This window comes from Aquisphaera insulae (assembly GCF_011064615.1).
Classification (GTDB): Bacteria; Planctomycetota; Planctomycetia; order Isosphaerales; family Isosphaeraceae; genus Aquisphaera; species Aquisphaera insulae.
On the sequence record NZ_JAALJH010000004.1, the window covers coordinates 1 to 19,742 of the forward strand.

General features: G+C 67.0%; 16 protein-coding genes. 7 read left to right on the top strand and 9 right to left on the bottom strand.

The features are described 5' to 3' along the window. On the top strand, positions 1-558 hold a 558-nt coding region (locus G6O54_RS37260; protein WP_205678662.1), incomplete at its 5' end, for a hypothetical protein. Positions 559-1,329: 771 nt separating this feature from the next. Here G6O54_RS37260 and G6O54_RS39035 read toward each other — a convergent pair. Together G6O54_RS39035 and G6O54_RS03450 are read right to left on the bottom strand one after the other, a co-directional pair. Then, positions 1,330-1,563, bottom strand: a complete 234-nt coding sequence (locus G6O54_RS39035; protein ID WP_165220161.1) for an IS66 family transposase — start codon at positions 1,561-1,563, stop codon at positions 1,330-1,332. Positions 1,564-1,736: 173 nt separating this feature from the next. Next, the gene (locus G6O54_RS03450) at positions 1,737-2,873 is read right to left on the bottom strand and encodes an REP-associated tyrosine transposase (RefSeq protein WP_165220163.1); all 1,137 of its coding nucleotides are present in this window, start codon (positions 2,871-2,873) and stop codon (positions 1,737-1,739) included. A gap of 166 nt (positions 2,874-3,039) precedes the next feature. Between G6O54_RS03450 and G6O54_RS03455 the strand changes: the two genes are divergently transcribed. Next, on the top strand, positions 3,040-3,939 hold the full coding sequence (locus G6O54_RS03455) for a hypothetical protein (RefSeq protein WP_165220165.1): 900 nt from the start codon (positions 3,040-3,042) through the stop codon (positions 3,937-3,939). Between the two features lie 53 nt (positions 3,940-3,992). Here the strand turns inward: G6O54_RS03455 and G6O54_RS03460 are convergent, their stop codons facing one another. Next, positions 3,993-4,301 carry a hypothetical protein gene (locus G6O54_RS03460; protein WP_165220167.1) on the bottom strand — a complete coding sequence of 103 codons (309 nt, stop codon included), beginning with the start codon at positions 4,299-4,301 and terminating at the stop codon, positions 3,993-3,995. A 545-nt stretch (positions 4,302-4,846) separates the two neighbouring features. Further along, a complete protein-coding gene (locus G6O54_RS03465) occupies positions 4,847-5,689 on the bottom strand; it encodes a 3-keto-disaccharide hydrolase (RefSeq protein WP_165220169.1) in 843 nt (280 codons plus the stop codon). 342 nt (positions 5,690-6,031) lie between these two features. Between G6O54_RS03465 and G6O54_RS03470 the strand changes: the two genes are divergently transcribed. Beyond that, complete coding sequence (locus tag G6O54_RS03470) at positions 6,032-8,809, top strand: hypothetical protein (RefSeq protein WP_165220171.1); 2,778 nt, start codon at positions 6,032-6,034, stop codon at positions 8,807-8,809. Positions 8,810-8,956: 147 nt separating this feature from the next. Here the strand turns inward: G6O54_RS03470 and G6O54_RS03475 are convergent, their stop codons facing one another. From G6O54_RS03475 to G6O54_RS03495, 5 genes are all read right to left on the bottom strand, one after another. Continuing rightward, on the bottom strand, positions 8,957-10,378 hold the full coding sequence (locus G6O54_RS03475) for a spinster family MFS transporter (RefSeq protein ID WP_165220172.1): 1,422 nt from the start codon (positions 10,376-10,378) through the stop codon (positions 8,957-8,959). Positions 10,379-10,628: 250 nt separating this feature from the next. Beyond that, complete coding sequence (locus tag G6O54_RS03480) at positions 10,629-11,162, bottom strand: hypothetical protein (protein WP_165220173.1); 534 nt, start codon at positions 11,160-11,162, stop codon at positions 10,629-10,631. Further along, positions 11,152-11,985 (bottom strand): hypothetical protein, encoded by an 834-nt coding sequence (locus G6O54_RS03485; RefSeq protein ID WP_165220174.1) that lies wholly within the window; start codon positions 11,983-11,985, stop codon positions 11,152-11,154. The genes G6O54_RS03480 and G6O54_RS03485 overlap by 11 nt, the downstream gene beginning before the upstream one ends. 583 nt (positions 11,986-12,568) lie before the next feature. Continuing rightward, a complete protein-coding gene (locus G6O54_RS03490) occupies positions 12,569-13,864 on the bottom strand; it encodes a hypothetical protein (RefSeq protein ID WP_205678663.1) in 1,296 nt (431 codons plus the stop codon). Between the two features lie 146 nt (positions 13,865-14,010). Next, positions 14,011-15,867, bottom strand: coding sequence for an ABC transporter permease subunit (locus G6O54_RS03495; RefSeq protein ID WP_165220175.1), 1,857 nt, complete (start codon positions 15,865-15,867; stop codon positions 14,011-14,013). A 166-nt stretch (positions 15,868-16,033) separates the two neighbouring features. Here G6O54_RS03495 and G6O54_RS03500 point away from each other — a divergent pair, with 166 nt between their 5' ends. The 4 genes from G6O54_RS03500 (at position 16,034) to groES (ending at position 19,708) form a co-directional block, all read left to right on the top strand. Then, positions 16,034-17,644, top strand: a complete 1,611-nt coding sequence (locus tag G6O54_RS03500) for a hypothetical protein (RefSeq protein ID WP_165220176.1) — start codon at positions 16,034-16,036, stop codon at positions 17,642-17,644. Between the two features lie 9 nt (positions 17,645-17,653). Then, positions 17,654-18,580: a Zn-dependent dipeptidase, microsomal dipeptidase gene (locus G6O54_RS03505; protein ID WP_165220180.1), complete on the top strand. Its 927-nt coding sequence runs from the start codon at positions 17,654-17,656 to the stop codon at positions 18,578-18,580. A gap of 107 nt (positions 18,581-18,687) precedes the next feature. Then, a complete protein-coding gene (locus tag G6O54_RS03510; RefSeq protein WP_165220183.1) occupies positions 18,688-19,167 on the top strand; it encodes an Rrf2 family transcriptional regulator in 480 nt (159 codons plus the stop codon). A gap of 250 nt (positions 19,168-19,417) precedes the next feature. Beyond that, entirely contained in the window at positions 19,418-19,708 is a 291-nt protein-coding gene (groES, locus tag G6O54_RS03515) for a co-chaperone GroES (RefSeq protein ID WP_165220185.1), read from the top strand. Positions 19,709-19,742 lie beyond the last annotated feature (34 nt).

Here is a 19,742-nt window from a genome sequence, read left to right on the forward strand (position 1 = left end):
CTGAGTGGCTCAGCCGGACTGGACGTGGTGGTGAGCCCCGACCGTGGAAATGCCGCCCTCTACGCTTATGCCGGGGCCGCTCTTGTGGCAGGTAGTAGCTCGAACAGCACTGTGGGATTTGTCGGAGGATTGTTCGGGATCCACAACTCCTCGGCATATGAGGGCGTCCGTGCGAGAATCTCGGTAGGCTTGTATCAGCTTCCGGTTAGTTTGCGAGGACCAATCAAGAATGCCTTACTGCAAGTTGCTCTGGCAGCAGCCAGGGGCGCGGTAGCGCCTCTGAACACGGGGTCAAGTGTCGGGGGCTCTCTTGACTTCGTAAGGCAGATCGGGAGGGCCAATGCCCGGCTGGCCGTGGCAATCAATCAGTTGGTCAACAACTCGGGGATTTCTATTGATTTCCCCATCGGTGATCCGAGCGGCCCTATCGGAATCAGTCTTGCGATCAATTTTACTGGCGCGTCGGCGTTTCAGACACGGAAGTACGGCAACGCAGCCACCTCGTTTTCTGTGGCGACCTACTTGCAATTGTATCCGTCTAAGTCCGTTGGCCTGTAATGTAGCGACGTTTAAGGCTGCTTGGACCTCTGCAATAGGCGTAGCTTGTCACAATTCCTCGGCCCTTTGGACGTAGCCCAATGGAGCGAGCCAAACTATCTGACGTCGTGCTCAAACGCCGTGCAGCCGTACTGAGTGACGTCAACCGTCTATTGAAGGCAGGGCATGAAGTGTCACTTCCCAGTCGCAGGAAGACGAGGTTCTTGTCAAATCCAGCCCAAATCTTTGTCATTATTATAGTTACCATGGTAATATCGCAATTGTTTTTGGCAATGATATTATCATGGAAACAGGTTGGCTTCGATCTTCGCAGCTTGTCGTACGTGCGTTCCCTTGCGCTCGCCGCTGTTGTGATGCTCTTCATTTGCAGAGCCCGGACGGCTAGGCTGAGCCTGCGATTAATTGGGCAAACTCTTGTAATAACTGAACACAGCCTATGGCGCACTAGTGAATATCATGTTAATAGTTTGGAATACAGCACCGTGTTATTGGAAGGTAATGCAGTAACGATTCGAGGGGCTCAGTGTTTGCGGCTTGGCACTGGACTCCAAGCTTGCGATCGGGAAGTCGTGGCCGACCTGCTTGTTTCCCTCATGGCGGTGCCTCAGACGACCGGAGGTAGCAGCCAGGCGAATTGAACCATCGAGGCCTCGGGGTCCAGATGCCTCGGGCAGGTTACCGAAGGAAGTCTGAAGGGAAGTCTGAAGGGGTCATTCTGGTCTGGAAGTCTGGACATGGCCGAAGGGTAATTGATTAGCGCCTGGGTGGCTTTCAGGCGGTCTGCGGGGTGGCGGGATGGACGAGGCGGACGATGGCGTCGAGCAGGCCTGGGCCGGTGAAGGTCCGCACCAGCGTGTTCACGACGCTCGTCCAGGCCTCGAAGGCTCGCGTGCCGGCCTCGGTCTTGGTGCAGTGCGACACCTTCCGCGCGATCACCGCCGGCCGCAACGCCCGCTCGTCGCGGTTGTTCGTCGGCTCGATCGATGGGTCATCCAGGAACCGCACCGGGGACTTCGGGGTCAGGGGACTTCGGGGTCAGGGGACTTCGGGGTCAGGTTTTGTTTTTGGTTTTTCGCGTTACCTTCTGTTGTCTTGGAGGGGGACTTCGGGGTCAGGTTTTGTTTTTGGTTTTTCGCGTTACCTTCTGTTGTCTTGGAGAGATGCGGGGGACTTCGGGGTCAGGTTTTGTTTTTGGTTTTTCGCGTTACCTTCTGTTGTCTTGGAGAGATGGGCTCGGCGAGGGGACTCGGCTCAAGGATTGTTGGATCAACCGGTTCGGGTTCGAGGGAATCGGATATCGCTCGAAGCTCGTCGGCGAGGGCCAGGTCGTCCTTCAATCGGCGGTCGAGCATGCGAGTCAGGTTCGGAACGCAGTCGGCGCGGGACAGGCCAAGGAGGCCGGCCAGCTCGCGAAGTGGGGCTTCGGTATGGCGGCGACAGAGCCAGGCCGCCGCGGCTCGCGCGATCGGGTTGCCATGGCGCTTCTGGAGTGCATCAGGGGCGACGCCGTAGTAATCGGCCACGGCGGTGCACACGCGATTCGGATCGAGTGCCGTGAGTCGTCGCGCCTCCGGTCGGATCGGATCCACTGCCTTGGTGCCAGCCAGTCCCCTCAGCCGATCGATGAAGCGTTGTGATCCCAGCGCCCAGCCGTCGAAGGCGTCGAGGAAGGGTGAACGCGGAGATTCAACCAGCCCCGCCTCCACGAATCTCCGGTAATCGCCCGCCGGGTCAGTCCCTCCGAATTCGCCTCCCCGCGCCTTCAGTACCTGATCGTAGTCGACCCACGGCAGCCGCCTCGATGCATCGACGAAGCCCGGGTAGCTCGACCAGGGCCAGGCCTCGGGCCGCTCGACCATCCCGGCCCTCACCGGGTTGAGATGGACATAGCGACTGACGATCCAGAAATACGACTCGTCCTCGATCATCTCGGCCTTGTAACGCCCCTGGAAGAGGTGGCCCAGGCGACGTCGGCGTCGTCCGAACCAGGATGCATAGGCCGAGAGGAAATGCTGCATCCCGTCGGCCAGGTTGGGCCGCGGCGTACGAACCATCAGATGGAGGTGGTTGCTCATCGTCACGAACGAGAGCACTTCCCAACCCGACCGCCTCGAGGCCCGCTCGAGATCGCTCATTAACCGGCGCCGATCGTCGTCGTCCTCCACGATGTCCTGCCGCCCATTGCCACGCGACATGACGTGGTAAGTCGCTCCCGGATACTGGATGCGGAGACGTCTGGGCATCCTCTCAGCAGACCCAAGACCGAACTCCTCGTCAAGAAAAAACCAAAAACAAAACCTGACCCCATCGGCCATGCAGGTCTACTCCCTCTTGATCTCAAGCGTCTCCATCACATTTCTGGTCCTGACGCTCTGCGCCTGGAAGTGGGGCGAAGGTCTCGAAGCGTCATCGCCAGGAGCGGGGATCGGCCTTGCTTCACGGTCTCTGCTCGCTCGCATATGGTGCGGCGGAAGGTGGGTGTTGCTGGCGATCACCCTGATCGCTTCCAACGTCGCCAGCGCGGCCTATCAACCTCTATACGACCTCTATGAGCCGAGGGCGGCCGACAGACCGGCTCTCGCCCCCGCGGATCTGGCGGCTCAACGACCGCACCGGTTCATCCTGAGGATCACGGGAGACCATGTCCCCGGCCTCACCGTAGAGGCGGAAGCCCGGATGCGTGCCCTGACCGACCTTCAGGTGGACTACCACGATCTCTTCGACGGCGATCCAAGAGTGCTGAACATCGCCGTCGACGGCACGCTCGTCGAACGGTGTGCCATGGAAGTGGAGGGCTACGCGCAGAGAACGTTGCCGGAGGTGATCTTCCAGGAGTCAACAATCGGCGAATCCACCATCGACTTCAAGCCGGACGGCAGCATCATCGGTTCCGTGGGGCGACCGGGAAAGACGCTGTCCCAACTGCGGCAACTCCGGCCGCCATCGTTCTCGTTCCTGGAGTGGCGATTGCCCTTGATCGGCTCCGCGGGAATCTCCGCGTTGGCCCTGTTCCTGACCTTGCGACGACTGAGCCGGGGACAGCTCCGACGCCTTATCGTTGCCGTTGCCCTTGTCGCCATCAACATTCCCCTTGTTCTCGCGTGCCTCCCCGCCGAGCCCCCTCGACTCCTGAGCAAGACCTGCAGCAACGCCGAGGTCGGGGAATTGTACTACACGGACGGAACCCGCCACGTCTACGATCAGCCCCGCGGAATGCCGAAGCGGGTCGCACGGATCAAACGGCCGAACCCCTCGCCGCGCCTGGCATCCCTGGGGCCGGTCATCGCCGGTCCTTCGATCACGATCCTCGTCCTGGGCTTCATGAGGCGGCGAAATCACCTGGCGAGGCGTGTCGATGCCATCGCAAGCTCCTCTTCCTGACGACTGGACCTGCTCTCGACTCCGCCTGGCCAGCGCCCCCTCGGGACAGACTCTCAGCCCCTACCGCCGTTTCCCGGCGGGTTCTCGCCCGATTCGTCGTCTCGTTCGGAGAGCAGCTCCGCCAGTTTCCCGGTCGACTGGACCCTGGCGGCGCTCGCCGGGTTGATCGCCACCGCTTTCCTGAAGGCCGCCATGCAGCGGGCGGAAAGGGAAATGTCCTCGGCCAGGATCCGCCGCGAGGGCTCCACCGCGCCGAGTTCGCCCAGGGCGAAGGCCGACGCAGCGCGGACCCACCCCGACGCCTCATTGCGACCTTCGAGCAACCGCACGGACTCGGCGGCCGTCGTCGGCAGGCAAGCCATGACCCAGGCGGCTCCCGCGCCGACGCGGGACTTCGGACCGTCGTTCAGGATTTGAAGGAGTTGATAGCGGGACCGACCCAGATTGCTGGAAGGCAGGGCGTGGGGCGTTTGACAGTTAGCACTAAGCTGAAGAGGGTGGCCGTGGTGGACGCGCAGCGACACCCCGGTGAGGCAGGCAGTCACGCCGGACGGAGTTTACTCCGGGGACGAGGCGGTCCCGTGGTGTGCCACCACGGCCACCCGAGCCCCTGCGTGGCGGCCGGGAGTGTCCTGAACCCCCCTCAGGATTTGGGGCGGTCCCGTTGATAGCCCTTCAACGATTCTCGGTAGATCGCGTGGAGCACCCGCAAATAGGGGCCGCCATCGTCCGTCCGGATCACGTCGCCGTGATGGATCTTCTCGACATGCCCCCAACTGAGAGAAGGGCTCGCAGCAAGTCGGGAACATCCTCCGGCGTGCCATGGGCGACTTCCAGGGTCTCCCACGGCACGTCATCAAGTCGTTCCAGCATGGTGCCGGCCCTCGCCATCGCTGGGGCTTGAGTCTCACCCCCGCTTCGGCTTCGGTGCCAGCAGCGGCCGGACCCAGACGCTCCGGAATTTCACCGGGCTGTGGTGGCCGAAGAGGACCAGCGGCCCGGCGACGACGCCCGGCGGCGGGGTGCCGGGGAGGACGGCGTGGTTGGTCGTGCCTCGGATCGGCTCGTCGAGCTGGACGAGGACGCCGTTGTGCAGGATCGTCACCCGCGGGGGCTGGACCTGCTTCGTTCCCTCGTAGACCGGGGCCTTGAGGAGGATGTCCATCGACTGCCACTGCTCCGGGGCGCGCTGGGCGTTGGCCAGCGGCGGGGTCTGGCCGTAGATGGCGCCGGTCATGCCGTCGGGATAGATCTTCACGTTGTAATTGTCGTAGATCTGGATCTCATACAGGCCCATCAGGAGGACGCCGTTGTTTCCCTGGTTGGCCCAGGAGCCGTCGTTGAACGGCGGGCCTTTCCATTCGACGTGGATCTGGCACGATCCGAACGAGCGGGTCGACTCCAGCAGTTTGTCGCCGGCCTGGAGCTCGCCGTGGTCGACGACCTTCCAGTCGGCGGGCTTGAAGGCGTCCAGGTGCGGCGAGGCGGCGTCGAACAGGACGACCGCATCCGAGGGCACCGGCGCCGGGGCGGGCGCCGGGCCGGGATCGATCCGCGGCGGCGCGGGCCGGTCCGGATCATGGACGTGGTAGCCGCACCAGGGCAGGACGGGCGTGTTCGTGTAGCCGAAGACGCCCGAACCATCCTTGGCCTTGACCAGGTCCTGGGCGGAGGCCGTCGCGGGGAGCGAGGCGGCCAGCAGCAGCGGGAGGGCGAACGCGCAACGGCGGGATGCGAAGGCGGGAATCATGGTGGGACTCCGGGAGGGTAGGATCACCCCGATCTTCGCGCCGCGCCGCGGCCCGGTCAAGCAGCAGCCCGGAAGGACGTCAAGGCGTCGAGGAGAGAACCACACCGGACCCAGGCCTGCACCCCGCACCCTGGGAGCCCGACGCCGCCACACGCAACCATTCATCCATCGATTTGTTTTTCGTTTTTTTTTCCAGGCGTCGAGAAATTCGCTACGGGTTGCAGGCGCGAATCACGCCCTGATCCTGGAGCGGGGTGCCGAGCTTCCGCACCTCCGGGAATTCCCAGTGATCCGGCGATCTGGGTTCTCCAGAGTGGCCTCTGATCCGAGGCGAGGTGAGAAATGAAGTGGTCCTTCGGCCTCGCGGTCTGTCTCACCGTGAACGCGATGGCCCAACCCTCATATTCCCAGTTCAATCGCATGGGCCCCGGGCCGAACAACCAGCCCTGGAATTCGACGAACACCGGATATGCAGCCTCGGTGCTACAGCAACAGCGTGATCAGCAGCAGCGGCAGGAAGCGCAGTCGCGCCAGAACGCCGCACGCATGCAGGAGATCACGAATCAGGGGCAGAAGAACTACGAGGCTCAGCGGGCGACATCCCAGCGGCTGGAGCAAGCCAACCGCGAGTCGGCCGAGAGGAACCGGAAGTCGATCGAGGCCATGAACGTCCGACGGGGGGATCTCGGATCCGAACGGTCGTTTCGGCCTCAGGCGACCGACGACCCCGACCTGAACGATGGGGCGGTCAGCGACCACTTCGGCTGGCGGGGCGGCGGAAGGTCGAGCATCGGAGTCAGGCTCGCCGTCGTCCTTCTCCTGATCGGCGGGCTCCTGCTCTGGCTGCGGGCGGACCGTGGGGCCTTCGGGAGAGCGTTCGCCGGGTCCACGACGCCGCCGGGCGACGGGCGAACCGGCCTCGAAGCGATGTCCCGAGAGCAAGCCGAAACCAACGTCGAGACCGGCCAGTCCGCGAGGGAGCACGGGCCGTTTCCGCGGGATCGGATCCACGCGTTGGCCGGCCGCATTCCCGGAGCCGTCCCGGTCTCCCTGATCGTGATCGGTATCCTGTGCGTGCTCTTCGGCGATGAGGTCGGCGCGGCCCTGAGCGGGGCGTACGATTCGATTCGCGAGGCCAGAGCGAAAGGCAGCCGCTTCCAATCGATCATGGATCGTGGCCGGGAGGCCCTCCACGCCGGCCGATCGATCGAGGCGGAGGAGCGCTTTGCGGAGGCTCGGGAAATTTACAGGGAAGCGGAGGACGCCGCGGAATGGAAGCTGGCCGAGGCCGCCCGGTCGGACGCCCAGAAACAGAGAGAGGCGGAAGCCGATGGACTCCTCGAAGCATTCGTCAGGAGTCGGGCCCGGAAGAAGTTCGAGGAAGCGGCCGGACTGCTCGCGAAGGCCGGGCCGCTCGCCGCCGGGTTGCCCGATCAGGTGAAGCGGCTCGAGGCGTATCGGGCGGGCATCGACGCGGATCGACGCAGGCTCCCGGAGTATCAGGCGGCGATGAGCCGAGGCGAGACCCTCCGCCGGGGTGGCAAATTCATCGAGGCGATCCGACAGTTCGAGGCGGCGCAATCGATCTATGCGTGGGACGACGAAGCGAAAAGCCGGGCGACCCAGACGGCCGCGGACAGGGATCAGGCCGTAACCGCCCTCCTCGCCGAGGCCCGCAAGCACGTGGTGGAGAAGCACGACGACGAGGCCGATCGCGCGATGACGCGGGTGGTTGAGGTGATGGGAGGGCCACAGGTCGCGGAGGCACACCGGCTCCGCGTCATCGCGCGCGACCACCTCGCCGAGGAGGCCGCTCGACGGATCCGCCGGGCGCTGGCCGGGGGCGAGTTCGAGCTCGCGGTCCGGCTCCTGGACGAGGCCCGAGAGCGGGGCCTTCCCACCTACCGCACGGACCAGGTGGAGGTCGAAGCGAGGTTCCGCCGGTCGATGCAGAGATCGGACCAGGCCCTGGAACGCCGTGACTACCGGGAGGCGGGCCGATTCGCCGAATCCGCAGCGGCGCTGCGGCCGGACGACCCCGCCGCCCGAGAGAGGATCTCGCTGACCTCGACGGCGGTCCGATTTGCGGAGACCGAACACCTTCCCTGGCCCGACAGGCCGGTCTCGCGGCTGGTGCCCCGACACGATGGCAGCGAGCTCGTGGCGATCGGAAGCGACGGGCTCGTACGCGTCTGGAGCCTGGAAGAGCGGGCTTCAAGAGGGACTCCCGTCCGCGAATGGCCGCCGCCGGGCGGGGACAGGGTGCTCGCCGTCGCCCTCGCCGCGGACGGACTCTACGCCGCTCGCGCGCTGACGTCGGGGAGGATCGAGTTGCGTGAGCTCGACGGGGGGAACACGGTCACATCCCCGCCCCCGACGGGCGAGCCGATCTCTTGCCTGGCCGTCTTCCACGACGAGTCGAACGGCATCATCCGACTTGCGGCCGGCGACCAGGGCGGCGGGATACGGATCTGGAAGGTGCGAGGATCGACTTGGGACGCGATCCGGGTGCCGCCGATCGGAAGGCCTCGGCCCGTGACCGGCCTCGCATTTTCGCGGCAGCGGGGGGACCTCGGCGTCGGATTCGACGGAGCGAACGTGGTGCTGTTCCGGGCTCGGGGGGCCAACTACGACGAGTTCGGAATCTGCGATCGAAGGGGTGACGTCGCCCGCGAGCGACTGACCTCTCTGTGCTTCTCGCCGGACGAGCTGACGCTGGTGGCGGGCTGGTCATCCGGACTGATCACGGGATGGGCCACGACATCCCGCAAACTCGTCACCTTCCGAAAAGTGCACGACCACAGGGTGAGCGATGTCGGGTTCTCGAACGACGGCCGGTTGTTCGCCTCGGTCTCCGATGACGGCAAGCTGATGCACGGCTTCAAGTCCAGGGCCGAGGGCGATCTGACGGCATTGACCGCGAAAGACAGGGGCTCGCGCGCCTCCCCGCCCCGAGAGGCGTGGGTCTTCCGGGATACCGTCCATCCCTCGCCGCACGGGACGCCGATCCAGGCGATCTGCTACCTGGGCGCCAACGGACTGGCGACGGCCGCTGAAGCGGGACCGATCCGCGTCTGGTCGTTGAACGAGGGTCAGTTCGCCGCCGATCTGGCCAGGTAATCGGTCGAATCGGTCGAATCGGTCGAGGTTCAGTCGACCCCGGGACTGGCACGGTTGCCAGCGGGCGAATACCGTCCCGGACCGGCCGTTGGCTCCGTCCGAGGGGCCGGGCCGCAGGATCGAACTCGCCCCGAAGCGAACCCCCTCTCAGTGCCCGAAGCCGCCGGCCTCGGGCGCGGGGCCTCCCTCGGCGGCGATCCGGTCCATGTCCTCGGGGAGGTGGCGGGAGCCGATCAGGAAGAGGATGCCCCCCAGGACCAGGACCGGGCCGACGGAGAGCATGGCGACCGTGAGGTTGGTCATGACTCCCTTCTCGTCCGGGGTGGGGGTCGCGCCGATCGCGGTCAGCAGGGTCCCCAGCGGCGAGGCCATCACGGCCTGCGAGCCGAAGGCGTCCGAGATCCAGCCCAGGAGGATGGGCGATCCGATGTCGCCCAGGACGTGGATCAGGAAGATGAACATCGCGTAGCCGGCCGCCCGGTGATTGGCCGGGACGACGTTGGCGGTGACCGTGTTCGCCGGCCCCAGGACCATCGCCATCAGGATCGAGGCGAAGAACAGGAAGCCGAGCGCGGGCACCCGCTGGGGCTCCAGGACGCCGAGGACCCCCAGCGGGACCGACGCCAGGATCGTCAGCGCCGGCAGGAGCATGTAGGCACGCCGCGTCCGCTTCCGGAGGAGATCGGTGAGGAATGTGCTCAGGGCGATGCCGATCAGGCCGGCCAGCGCCAGCAGGATGCCGATCCAGAGGGTCGCCTTCTCCAGCGACATCCCCCGGACTCGCTGGTAGAACGTCGCGCCCCAGGCCGCATAGGCGCCCGTGGCGAAGGTGGCGGCCGCCATGCCGAGCGTGTTGTAGACGAAGGTCCTCGTCCGGAAGAGCGCCAGATAGTCCTTGATCCGGGGGCGATCGGCCTTGCTGGCGGAGAACGTCTTCCCCTCGGACGCGCCGCGGCCCGGATCGAGGATCGTCAGGCCGGCGAACGCGGCCACGAGCCCCGGCAGGCCGACCACGTAGAAGACGTGCCGCCAGCCCCAGTGGGTCGCCACCTGGCCGGCGATCACGAACCCGAGCGCCGTGCCGATCGGGAGGGCCAGATAGTAAATCCCCATCGCCCGGCCGCGCTTCGAGACCGGGAACAGGTCGGCGATGAGCGCCGGGGCGATGACGCCGTAGCTGGCCTCGCCGACGCCGAGCAGGGCCCGCCAGAAGAACATGTGGTGCAGGTCGGTGGAGAAGGCGGTCCCGACGGTCGCGATGCTCCAGATCCCCACACCGGCCGCCAGCAGGACCCGGCGATTGTAGCGGTCGCCCAGCCAGCCCATGATCGGCGAGATGATCGTGTAGACGATCATGAACGAGCCGCCGAGGATCCCGTACCACTTGTCGTCGATCCCGATCTCCTCCTTGATCGGGGTGGCCACGGCGAAGAAGGAGTAGCGATCGATGTAGTTCAGCAGGTTCATCGTGAACAGGATCGCCAGCGCGAATCCGGCTCCGCCGATGGTGGGCAGGAACGTGCGCCTCGATCTGGACGCATGGAGGACATCCTCGGGAGAGCGTTGCATCGTCGTGGGGGCCTCGCCATGGATCTCAAACACCGGCCGAACCAACCGTTATACCCGCTCCGGCGGAGCCAGGCGAGATCCGCCGGGGATCACCGGGCGAGGAGGTCTGCGCCTTCATGCGCGGATCGGTCCGGGAGATGCCACGTCTCCCCCACGGCGACGGGCTCCTGAAAGTGCGTGTCCGGGCCAGGCTTTCGCGGTGCCGGCCGCCGTTCCGGGTGCGGTCGACCGCGATCCGGACCTGGTCCGCCTACTTCGCCCGCTCGAGCTTCCGGACGGCATCGAGGACCGACAGGAATCGGCGGACGGGCTCCACCCGGGAGGTCGCGTAGACCTCCGGATGGGAAAGGGAGACGGAATGGACGGCCTTCCCGTCGCGGACTTCCAGGGTGACCTCCCCGTGCCCCCCCTCCAGGACCTTCCGGGTCTCGCCGGCTTCCTCGAGGCGGCGGCGAAGGTCATCCGACTCGAGATCCCGGAAGGCACTCTTCTTCAGGAGATCGCGAAGATCCTGGATCACCTTCGGGTCCACGCGGCGGAGCTCCGCTCGGGTCTCCACCCGACCATCGTCATGGACCCGGATGACCCAGGGATGCGGGCGGGGGGCCAGCCCGCCCCCTTCGCGGAGCACGATCCAGGGCTCGCCTGGCTTCACGGGTTGCCCCCACCCGGCGGCCGACCTGGCGGCCAGGGTCACGGCGGAAAGCCCGGCCAGGACCACCGCCCCCCGGAGCCGCCGCGCGGCGGCTCCGGCGGCTCGACGGTCTTCGCGTTCAGGACGCATGATGCCTCCCAACCAGGCGCCCCCGGACGCTCACCACCAGGACCATGGCGATCCCGGAGAGGATGATCGATGCCGGCTCGGGGACGCAACAGCAGCCGTCGGCGATCGTGTAGCCCTTGTCCTTGTATTCCTTGAGGAACTGGTCCTTGAGGCTCTGGGTCGAGCCCGGTGACCAGAAGCCGGGCTCGATGGGATTGACGGAAGTCACGCCCGCATTATTGGTCGTGATCGTGAAGCCCCAGAGGAAGGAGCCGATCGTCTTGACCGTCTTCCCGGTCACGCAGACGAGGGCAGACTCCGCGAGCCACCTTAGGTCCTTGTAATCCGTCCCGAGCGTGCCGCGTCCCGGCGCGTCGAAGAGGGTCGCCGTGTATCCCTTCATGGTGAAATCGGTATAGAAGGGATCCCCGTCAATCTTCCGCGTGGTCTCATCCCCCGTCACGACGATGTCCTGCAGCCACCGATAAGTCGTATCCGGCCCTATCGGGCACGCGTCCGGCCCGGCGATGAAGCCGCCGTTGATGAGTGCGCCGCCGAAGTCATTCTTGTTGCCGCCGGAGAAGTCCCCCGTGTACGTCGTGTACTGGAACTTGATCGTGCCGATCTTGGCCCCGTCATCGGGACAGATCACGTCCTTCTCGAAGTCCACGACCTTCGAGGTGTAGGCGTTGATCTTGAGCTTGATGGAAGGATCAACCTGATTGTTGATGTCCTGGAGCGTGAACCCCGGGGGCGGGGCGGCCGGCAGGAGATCCGCCCGCACCAGCCCGCACGACCCGACGAACATCGAAGCCGAGACGACCAGCATGCTGAAACGCTTCATGACACCGCCCCTCTCCACGATGAGAGTCGTTCCCTCGAGGCGCGCGATGCCCCGGGACGCCGGAGCGACCCATCGCGGCCTCGATCCGGGCAAGTTCCACGCACGGTTGCGCCGACTCTTCAGGCGACCCGGACAGTCACGGCGCAGGCCCCCGGGCCGCGCGAGGATTCCCCTCACGCGGACGCGAGTGCGGCCGAACTCACTCCCGTCCCTTGCCTGCCCCTCCGCACGAGATGAGGGGTCGAAAGGGCGGCATGAGCAATATCAAGACCCACCGTTGTGTGGATTTTCCCGAGACGAAGCCTAGCGATCGCCATCCAGAGATGTCCACAAAAAACCCAAACGCCGATCGCGAATCGCCCGGGGATCATGTCGTCCGCCGAGGATTGTTGCTAATTATCAACACGCCACCGCCATCTTTCAAATCATTAGGAAACAACTTCGGGGAGGTACGGGGCGAACGGGCGGGCATGGAGCGGACAATGGGCATGGCGTGGGCCGGTCCGGCTTCGCCGCGACGTCGATTCGAGCTGACGCCGCGGCGACGCGGGTGCGGGTGCAGGCGGGGACGAGTCGGGTCGGGTCAGCGGTTCTCGCCGGAGGTGCCGTCGGAATCGAGGTCCGGCCCGCGGGTGGCTCGCCGGCTCGTCTTCCGGGGGCGGGCCGGGGGATCTTCCTCGGCGTCGGCCGCCGCCGCGGGGCGAGGCTTGGACCGCCGGGGGGCGGGAGCCTCCTCCTCTTCGGCGCTCGCCTGCTCGATCTCCGCCTTCTTGGCATTCTTGGATTTCGACTTGCCGCCGGTCTCGATGTCGATGAAGACGAGGACCTCGCTGGTCGAGGGCGCCCCGATCGGCGTGCCGAGCCAGCCGCTCTTGCTCTCGAGGATCCCGGGGTGGATCCCGCCGGTGATCAGGAGGACCTGGCCGAGTTGCCAGTTCTTGACGACCTGGTCCAGCCGGGTCATGCTCACCTCGGGGACGTCCACGGTCATCTCGGGCGGGCCCTGTTCGCGTGGGGCGATCACCTTGGTGCGGTGGAACATCCGGACGGTGTTGATCGTGAGGTCGATCGACGCGTCGACGGCATCGTCCTCGAAGGTCAGGAGCGGGCTGAATTTCAGGACGATGCTCTCCTCGATCTTGTCCGCCTTCGGGGCATAGCCCTGGCCCGAGGCACTCTCTCGCTGCATGCCGCCGGCGAAGGTCCGGGGCTGGGCCTGCTTGTGGGTGAGGGTCTGCCCGTTGAGCATCTCGAAGCGCTCCTCGGGCAGGGCTCGAAGCGTCTTCTGGCTCTGCAACTGGGAGACCATCATGGCCGCGTCGGCCATCCGCATCGTCCAGATCTGCTGGCCCTGCGGCCCGTTGCCCACGGCGGTGAGCTGGGAGAAGACCTGGTGCCGCCACCGCGTGTCGGCCGCGACGAAGTAGCGGACGTGGACGCTGAGGATGTCGTCGGTCGCCCCGGTGAAGCGCTCGACCACGTCGTCCACCTGCTTGAGGATCTCCGGGCTGTTGTAGGCGCGGACCTGGCCCCGGCTGGCCGAGAGGACGGCGATCTTGTCGCCGTGCCAGTCCGCCGTCCCGGTCCGCCGGAAGATCCACTCGACGATCGCCTTCTGCGGATTCTGCTGCCCCGGGGCCAGCTTCGTATACGAGGAGATGTCGTAGGTCCGCATCTGGTAGCCCGACTCGCGGAGCAGGCCGCTGGGCGGCTCGTCCGGGCTTTCCGGATCCTCACGCTCCCGTTCCCGGTCGTCGGCCGCCGGCCTCGACGCCTTCTTCGGTGCGGACTTGCGGCCGGCCTCCTCCTGGCCGAACAGCCTGGCCGGCGCGAGGAACCCCAGCAACGTCGTCAGCATCATGGCCTTGCGGCGATTCATGCCAGGGGCCTCCTTGCCGTTCATGCCCATCGGATCGATCGATCCGGAGAGGGACGTCTCGCGCCATCCTGGCGCGTAGTCCGCGAATCCGGCACGCCCGCGATGTGCTCGCGCAGGGCGTGCCTCGCCGAGTTCGCGGATAGATATCAGGATGCCGGATTTCCCTCAAGTCCAATGACCGGGGAGCCGACAGGGACGGCCGTGCGATGCAGGCGACCCACGTTCGTCCGATCGCTCGACCGGCCGAGGCACTGATCGAAGGTCATCAGCACCGCCCCGAGGACCGCCGCGGCGAAGAGGCAGACGATCAGCAACGCCAGAAGGAACAACCCCCAGAGGATGTAACGGTCGGGGATCCACGTGCGATCGAGGACGGTGAGGGGAAAGAGCTGGCCTCCGATCGGACCGACGGCCCCCGCAGGAAACACGGTGGCAAGCCAAACGTCGGAGGACCAAACATGGGCGTACCCGACCATCCGGGTGAGAAATTGCAGATAGCCAATCTCCACGAAGATGGTCCATCCGATCGAGAAGAGGACGAAACACGCCACGCTCGCGGCCACCGCGCGGCCGGTGCTCCGGAACCAGGTCGCGAACGCCAGGCCCAGGCTGGTCACCGCCGCGGCGTGGGCCAGCAGGAAGGCCGAGGGGAGGAACCCGGCGAGGATCCGCTCGTAGGTCTGGATCGGGACAGGCTCGCCGAGGCCGTACGTCATGGTCGGCTCCAGGGCCGTCGCGGCCACGAACAGGCCGGTGAGGGACGGGAAGACGAGGAGCGGGACCGACCGACGGAACACCGCGATCCATTTCCCGACAACGACCTCGCGCGTCGTGAGCGTGGTGCTGAGGAGGATATCCAGGCTCCCCCGGACGCGCTCCTCCGCCAGCGAGGTCGGCGCGACGGCGCTGAGGAGCAGGAGGCCGAGCATCGCGGTGACGAGATTGGTCGACGTGACGTACCTCGCCTGGCCGCCGACGGTCCCCATCCAGATCATCTCGTACAGGCCGATCCCCATGCTGACCGTCATCGCGATCGCGAAGAGGAGGCCGACGGCCCGGGCGATTCGAGTCGGCCGGTTCCTCCGCCACTCCCGCCAGAGCACCGGGTTGCCGTCGAGCGAGGGGGAGGGCCACCACGAGGCCAGATTGCACCGTACCCATGCCCCGATCGCCTCGAGCCGGGCCGATCGGCCACGGAGCGGCGCCGGCTCTTTCCGCAGCCGCGCGATCGTGAAGATCACGCACGCGATGGAGACGACCAGGCAGGCCGCCGTGAACCTGCCGACGTCCGCCCAACTTACATATCCGGGGTTCTGATACGGCGCGTAGACCAGGACATAGGGATTCAGCTTGATGAACCAGAGGGGAGGGCCGGTCAAATGGAAGAGCCCGGCCAGGGTCCTCCACAACGGTGCGGCCAGCAGCCACGCGGCCCACACGCCAAAGATGGCCATCAGGACCTCGTGGCTCGTCGAGGCCCGGGCCGAGAGCGCCATGGAGAGCGAGCCGCCCACCAGCAAGACCAGCATCGTGGCCACCGCCAGGATCCCGAGGGCTTCCGGGATGATCCCGCCCAGCAGCATCGCGAGCAGGAAGACCGGCAAGCCCGCGAGGACCAGCCCCGCGGCCGACAGGAACCGCGACGCCAGCTTGCCCAGGACGATCTCCGAGTCGGACAGGTCCGTGACGAAGGCGTGGGTCAGCCAGCCGCCGGCCCGGTCCGCGCAGATCGATCCCGCGGCCGCCGCGGGCGCGACGAGCAGCGCCAGCGTGAGCTGGACTCCCGCGGCCCCGTGGTAGAAATACTCCGCGACCTGGGCGAGCCTCCGCAGCGCCCCCTCTCTCGGGAGGCTCTCCTCGACGCCAGCCGCATACCAGGCGAACGTCAGCGAGCCCAGCAATCCCGCCACCAGCAGCCCTCGGAGCGCGTAGACCTGCCAGCGCCTCGAGGCCGCGATCGATTCGTAGACGAAGACCGGTCCCGGCGCGGGCAGGCGAGGCATGGTCGACGTGCTCCAGGAGGCCGAGGTTCATTCCTACAAGCGTCATGGGCCGCGCGCCACTGTAGCCGATGCGTCGAGGTTCCGCCAAGCTCCGGAGCAGGTTACGATCGCAGGGTCGGGCCTCGTCGATCGAGGCGAGCGGACCGAATGGAGAGGAGCGGGGCGGATGAACCGGGCAGGATGGATCCTTCGAGTGCTGCTCCCGGTCGCGATGGCCGGGATGAGCGCCGGGGCACGAGCGGGGGACGAGCCCGGGGACGCGATCGTCATCAAGCTGGTCCGTCCCGAGGGACAGGCGGCGGCGATCCTCGATCTCTTCGACGGCGCGAGGGCGTCTTCCCCGGCCGCCGCGCTCTCGCGGTGGAAGCGGGCCAGCATCGAGCCGGGGCGGCTGGGCAAGCCGCTCGAGGCCGTGATCGCCGTCTTCAACCCGGCGATGGCCCCGGAATGGAAGACCCTGGACGGGACGACCGTGGCGGCCGGGCTGGACGCGTCGAAGGGATCGCTCCGATGGCGGATGCACCTCCCCCACGATGACGGCTCGATCGCCTCGCTGCTCACGGCGATGCGGCTGTCCGGGGGCGGGGACGAAGCCCCGCTCGGCGCCTCCAGGGTCGCGACGGAACGACTGGGCGCGACCGGGGCGGTCGCGTCGCGGTCCGCCGACGGCCTGGACATCGCCGGCTCGCGAGCGGACCTCGAGAGGGAACTCCGCGATCGCGGGTCCGGGGAATCCCTGCCTTTCCCCGGGGCTGGAAGGGACGTCGCTTCCGGCCTGCTCTTCCGGATCGAGCCTTCGCGGCTGCCGGAACCGCAGCAGTCATCCGACGCGACGCGGCGGGCGATTGCGCTCGCGAACGGCCTGGGATGCCGGGCGCTCGACGGGTCGCTGGCCGTCCGCGGCGACGCGATCGGCCTGGAGGTCGCAGGCCGGCTCGACGAGCACAGCCCGTTCGGCCGGGTCCGGGGAGGACGTCCGATCGATCCGGCCTGGCTGGCCTTCGCCCCCGCCGACGCGCCCGCGGTCTTGTGCCTGGCGGCCGGCGACGGTCCCGCCTACTGGGATTCGATCTTCCGCCTGGCCGACCGAGTGGATCGCGCCCCGCCGGCCCGCGCGGGGATGGCACCGCTGCGGACACGGCTCACGCTCCTGGCCGCGACCGCGGGCGCGAGGCTCGAGGCGGACCTCTGGCCGCACCTGAAGGGCCTGACGCTCGTCGTGCTCGCCGATCCGTCGATGGCCCCGAGGCTCGGGCTGGCCCTCCACATGGATGGGGAGCCATCCGCCAGGGCTCTCGTCCTGCAGACGCTCCCGAGGCTGGCCGTGCTCTGGGGCGGCCGGGATCGGAAGGAGCCCGCCCCGAATCCGGCCGCGACGACCAGGCTCGGACAGGTCCGTGGCCGCCCGATCGAGGTGTCCGCACGAGGCTCGACGGTCGTGGTCGGCTGGGGCGCAGAGGTCGTCTCGGCGTTGCTGGCCTCGGCCGAGCGGCCGGCGAGCGGCCTTGTCGCCCGGCTCGAGCGCGAGTCGGCCCGGGATGCTCGCCGTGGGCTCCCCAACCGTGTCGGCCTCTTCCAGCCCGGCCGCGTCCGGCTGCCGGTGGCGGGGCTCGACGGCCACTCGCCACTCTCGGACACACTCGCCGAGGGCTCGCCCCTGGTCTGGGCCGGCTGGTCGAGCGGAGACGACTCGTTCGACCGCCTCGAATGGGCCGACCTGAAACCGCTCGTCCGCCGCTTCCTCGAGAAGATCCCGCTCGCCCCCGCAGCAAGGTAACGCCGCCCCATGCGACTCGTCGACCTCCGATGCGATTGGTCCCTCCAGTACGCGACCGAGAGCGTCCAGTACGACCCCGCGTTATATCCCGAGATCCCGGGCCGGCTGGCGCGGCTGGACGGTTACCTGACCACCGTCCGTGCCGCGATCCTGCCGTGCCGGCGCAGCCGGCCTGACTGGGCGAAACAGCCCGATCGCTGGCAGGCCCTCGATGCGATGCTCGCCCGCCATGAGGCCGAGTTCTCCGGCCGGCTCCTGATCGGGCCGGACGACGTGGCCCGCTGGGATTCTCAGCCGGACGACTTCCTCTGCTGGGGATTGCTCGGGCTCGCCGACCTGGACCTCATGGTCCGCGAGGAGTCGGACCTGACACGCCTCGAACCGCTGTTCGAACGCGGCGTCCGCGTGTTCCAGCTCGTCGCGGAGGAATGGTCGCCCTCGCTCCTGCTCCGGACGATCGAGGCCCTGGGAGGACTCGCCGGGGGACAGGAAGGGCCAAGGCCCGTCATCGACGTGGCCGGGATGAAGGCCGAGGCCGCGGCGGGAGTGCTGGACTGGTATCAGTCGGACGAGGTCCGGCGCCGGCTCCTCCTCGTCCATTCGCACGGCGAGCCGTCCCTCGACCTGGAGCGGTTTCGCGCCCTGGGGGGGCTGGTCGGCGTGGGTGTCAGCACGTCGTTCGCGGCGACGGCGGACGACCTGGCGGCCCGGATCGAGGCGATCGCCGCGATCCCGTTCCGGGGCAAGCCGGGATTCGAGGGGATCGCCATCGCCACCGATTTCCTCGGGATCGAGGAGGTCATCGCGCCCCTCGAGACCGCGGAGCGAGTGCTCGAGTGGCTGACGGGCCGGTTCGGGGAGCGCGAGGCCGCGATGCTGAGCCGGGCCAATGCCGAGGCCCTGCTGCGGGATTCGGCGGGGGCCCGCCCATCGTAGGGTGGCATCCGCATTCGTCTGAGGAAGTCCCCTGGCGTTCGGGGCCGGCACGGGTTCATAATCACGTTTCTGGATCTCCATATCCGGAATCAAAGGCGACATCGCGCATGATCTCTCAGACCGCCGAATACGCCCTCCGGGCCGTGGTCCTCCTGGGGAACAACGGGGGGAATCCGATGACGACGCAGGATATCGCCCGGGAGTCGAAGGTCCCGGGGGGGTATCTCTCCAAGGTGCTCCAGTCGCTGGGCCGGGCCGGACTGGTGGAGGCCCGCCGGGGCCTCCATGGGGGTTATGTCCTGACGAGGCCGCTCGACGAGCTCACGATCTATGACGTGGTGAATTCCGTGGACCCCCTGACACGGATCCTGACCTGCCCGCTCCGCCTGGAATCCCACTCGAAACGGCTTTGCCCGCTGCACCAGAAGCTCGACGATGCCGTGGCCATGCTCGAAGAGACCTTCAAGCAGACGACCATCGGTTCGCTGCTCCGCGAAGCCGGGCCCGATTCGCCCAAGCCCCTCTGCGACATCCCGGCGCTCGTCGGCGGGCTCGGGTTCCGCGGGCCTGCTCCGTCGGCTCGCTGACCGCTCATCTCGAGGATCTGCCGAAATGGCAGCGTGTCCTCGCCAAGTCCGCCTGTCGGCAGGCGCGGCCACCCCACCGAGGCCCGTTAAACCGACTCAAGTCATTCCACATAAACGACTTGTGGATATCAAACCCCTGGGCACACGGCTTGCATAAGGTGCGGGCGACATGGTTGCGCCCGGAGCCGGCGGCATCGTGCTCCGTGGGGCGCAAGTGGGTGTTTCGGATGTACCTCAGGAGACAGGGTCGATGAATCTGAAGCCACTCGGCGATCGCGTCGTGGTCGAGCGTGAAGAGGCGAAGGCGACGACGGCCGGCGGTATCGTGCTGCCCGAGACCGCGAAGGACAGGCCCCAGCAGGGTAAGGTCGTGGCGGTGGGCGAGGGCCGGATCACCAAGGATGGCAAGCGCCGCGAGCTGCAGGTGAAGGTCGGCGACACCGTGCTGTTCACCTCCTACGCCGGCGAGGAATTCAAGCTGGGCGGCGAGAAGAAGGTCCTGCTGATGCGCGAGGAAGACATCCTCGCGGTCGTCGGCTGAGCGTGCCCCCCAGATCGGATCGGTTCGATGAGCG

What these genes read in the sequence shown, in the direction of transcription:
- G6O54_RS03465 (WP_165220169.1), bottom strand. Translation starts at nt 5,689, where the DNA reads ATGATTCCCGCCTTCGCATCCCGCCGTTGCGCGTTCGCCCTCCCGCTG.
- G6O54_RS03510 (WP_165220183.1), top strand. Translation starts at nt 18,688, where the DNA reads ATGATCTCTCAGACCGCCGAATACGCCCTCCGGGCCGTGGTCCTCCTG.
- G6O54_RS03470 (WP_165220171.1), top strand. Translation starts at nt 6,032, where the DNA reads ATGAAGTGGTCCTTCGGCCTCGCGGTCTGTCTCACCGTGAACGCGATG.
- G6O54_RS03490 (WP_205678663.1), bottom strand. Translation starts at nt 13,864, where the DNA reads ATGAATCGCCGCAAGGCCATGATGCTGACGACGTTGCTGGGGTTCCTC.
- G6O54_RS03450 (WP_165220163.1), bottom strand. Translation starts at nt 2,873, where the DNA reads ATGGCCGATGGGGTCAGGTTTTGTTTTTGGTTTTTTCTTGACGAGGAG.
- G6O54_RS03475 (WP_165220172.1), bottom strand. Translation starts at nt 10,378, where the DNA reads ATGCAACGCTCTCCCGAGGATGTCCTCCATGCGTCCAGATCGAGGCGC.
- G6O54_RS03500 (WP_165220176.1), top strand. Translation starts at nt 16,034, where the DNA reads ATGAACCGGGCAGGATGGATCCTTCGAGTGCTGCTCCCGGTCGCGATG.
- G6O54_RS03480 (WP_165220173.1), bottom strand. Translation starts at nt 11,162, where the DNA reads ATGCGTCCTGAACGCGAAGACCGTCGAGCCGCCGGAGCCGCCGCGCGG.
- G6O54_RS03485 (WP_165220174.1), bottom strand. Translation starts at nt 11,985, where the DNA reads ATGAAGCGTTTCAGCATGCTGGTCGTCTCGGCTTCGATGTTCGTCGGG.
- G6O54_RS03495 (WP_165220175.1), bottom strand. Translation starts at nt 15,867, where the DNA reads ATGCCTCGCCTGCCCGCGCCGGGACCGGTCTTCGTCTACGAATCGATC.
- G6O54_RS03460 (WP_165220167.1), bottom strand. Translation starts at nt 4,301, where the DNA reads ATGGCTTGCCTGCCGACGACGGCCGCCGAGTCCGTGCGGTTGCTCGAA.
- groES (WP_165220185.1), top strand. Translation starts at nt 19,418, where the DNA reads ATGAATCTGAAGCCACTCGGCGATCGCGTCGTGGTCGAGCGTGAAGAG.
- G6O54_RS03505 (WP_165220180.1), top strand. Translation starts at nt 17,654, where the DNA reads ATGCGACTCGTCGACCTCCGATGCGATTGGTCCCTCCAGTACGCGACC.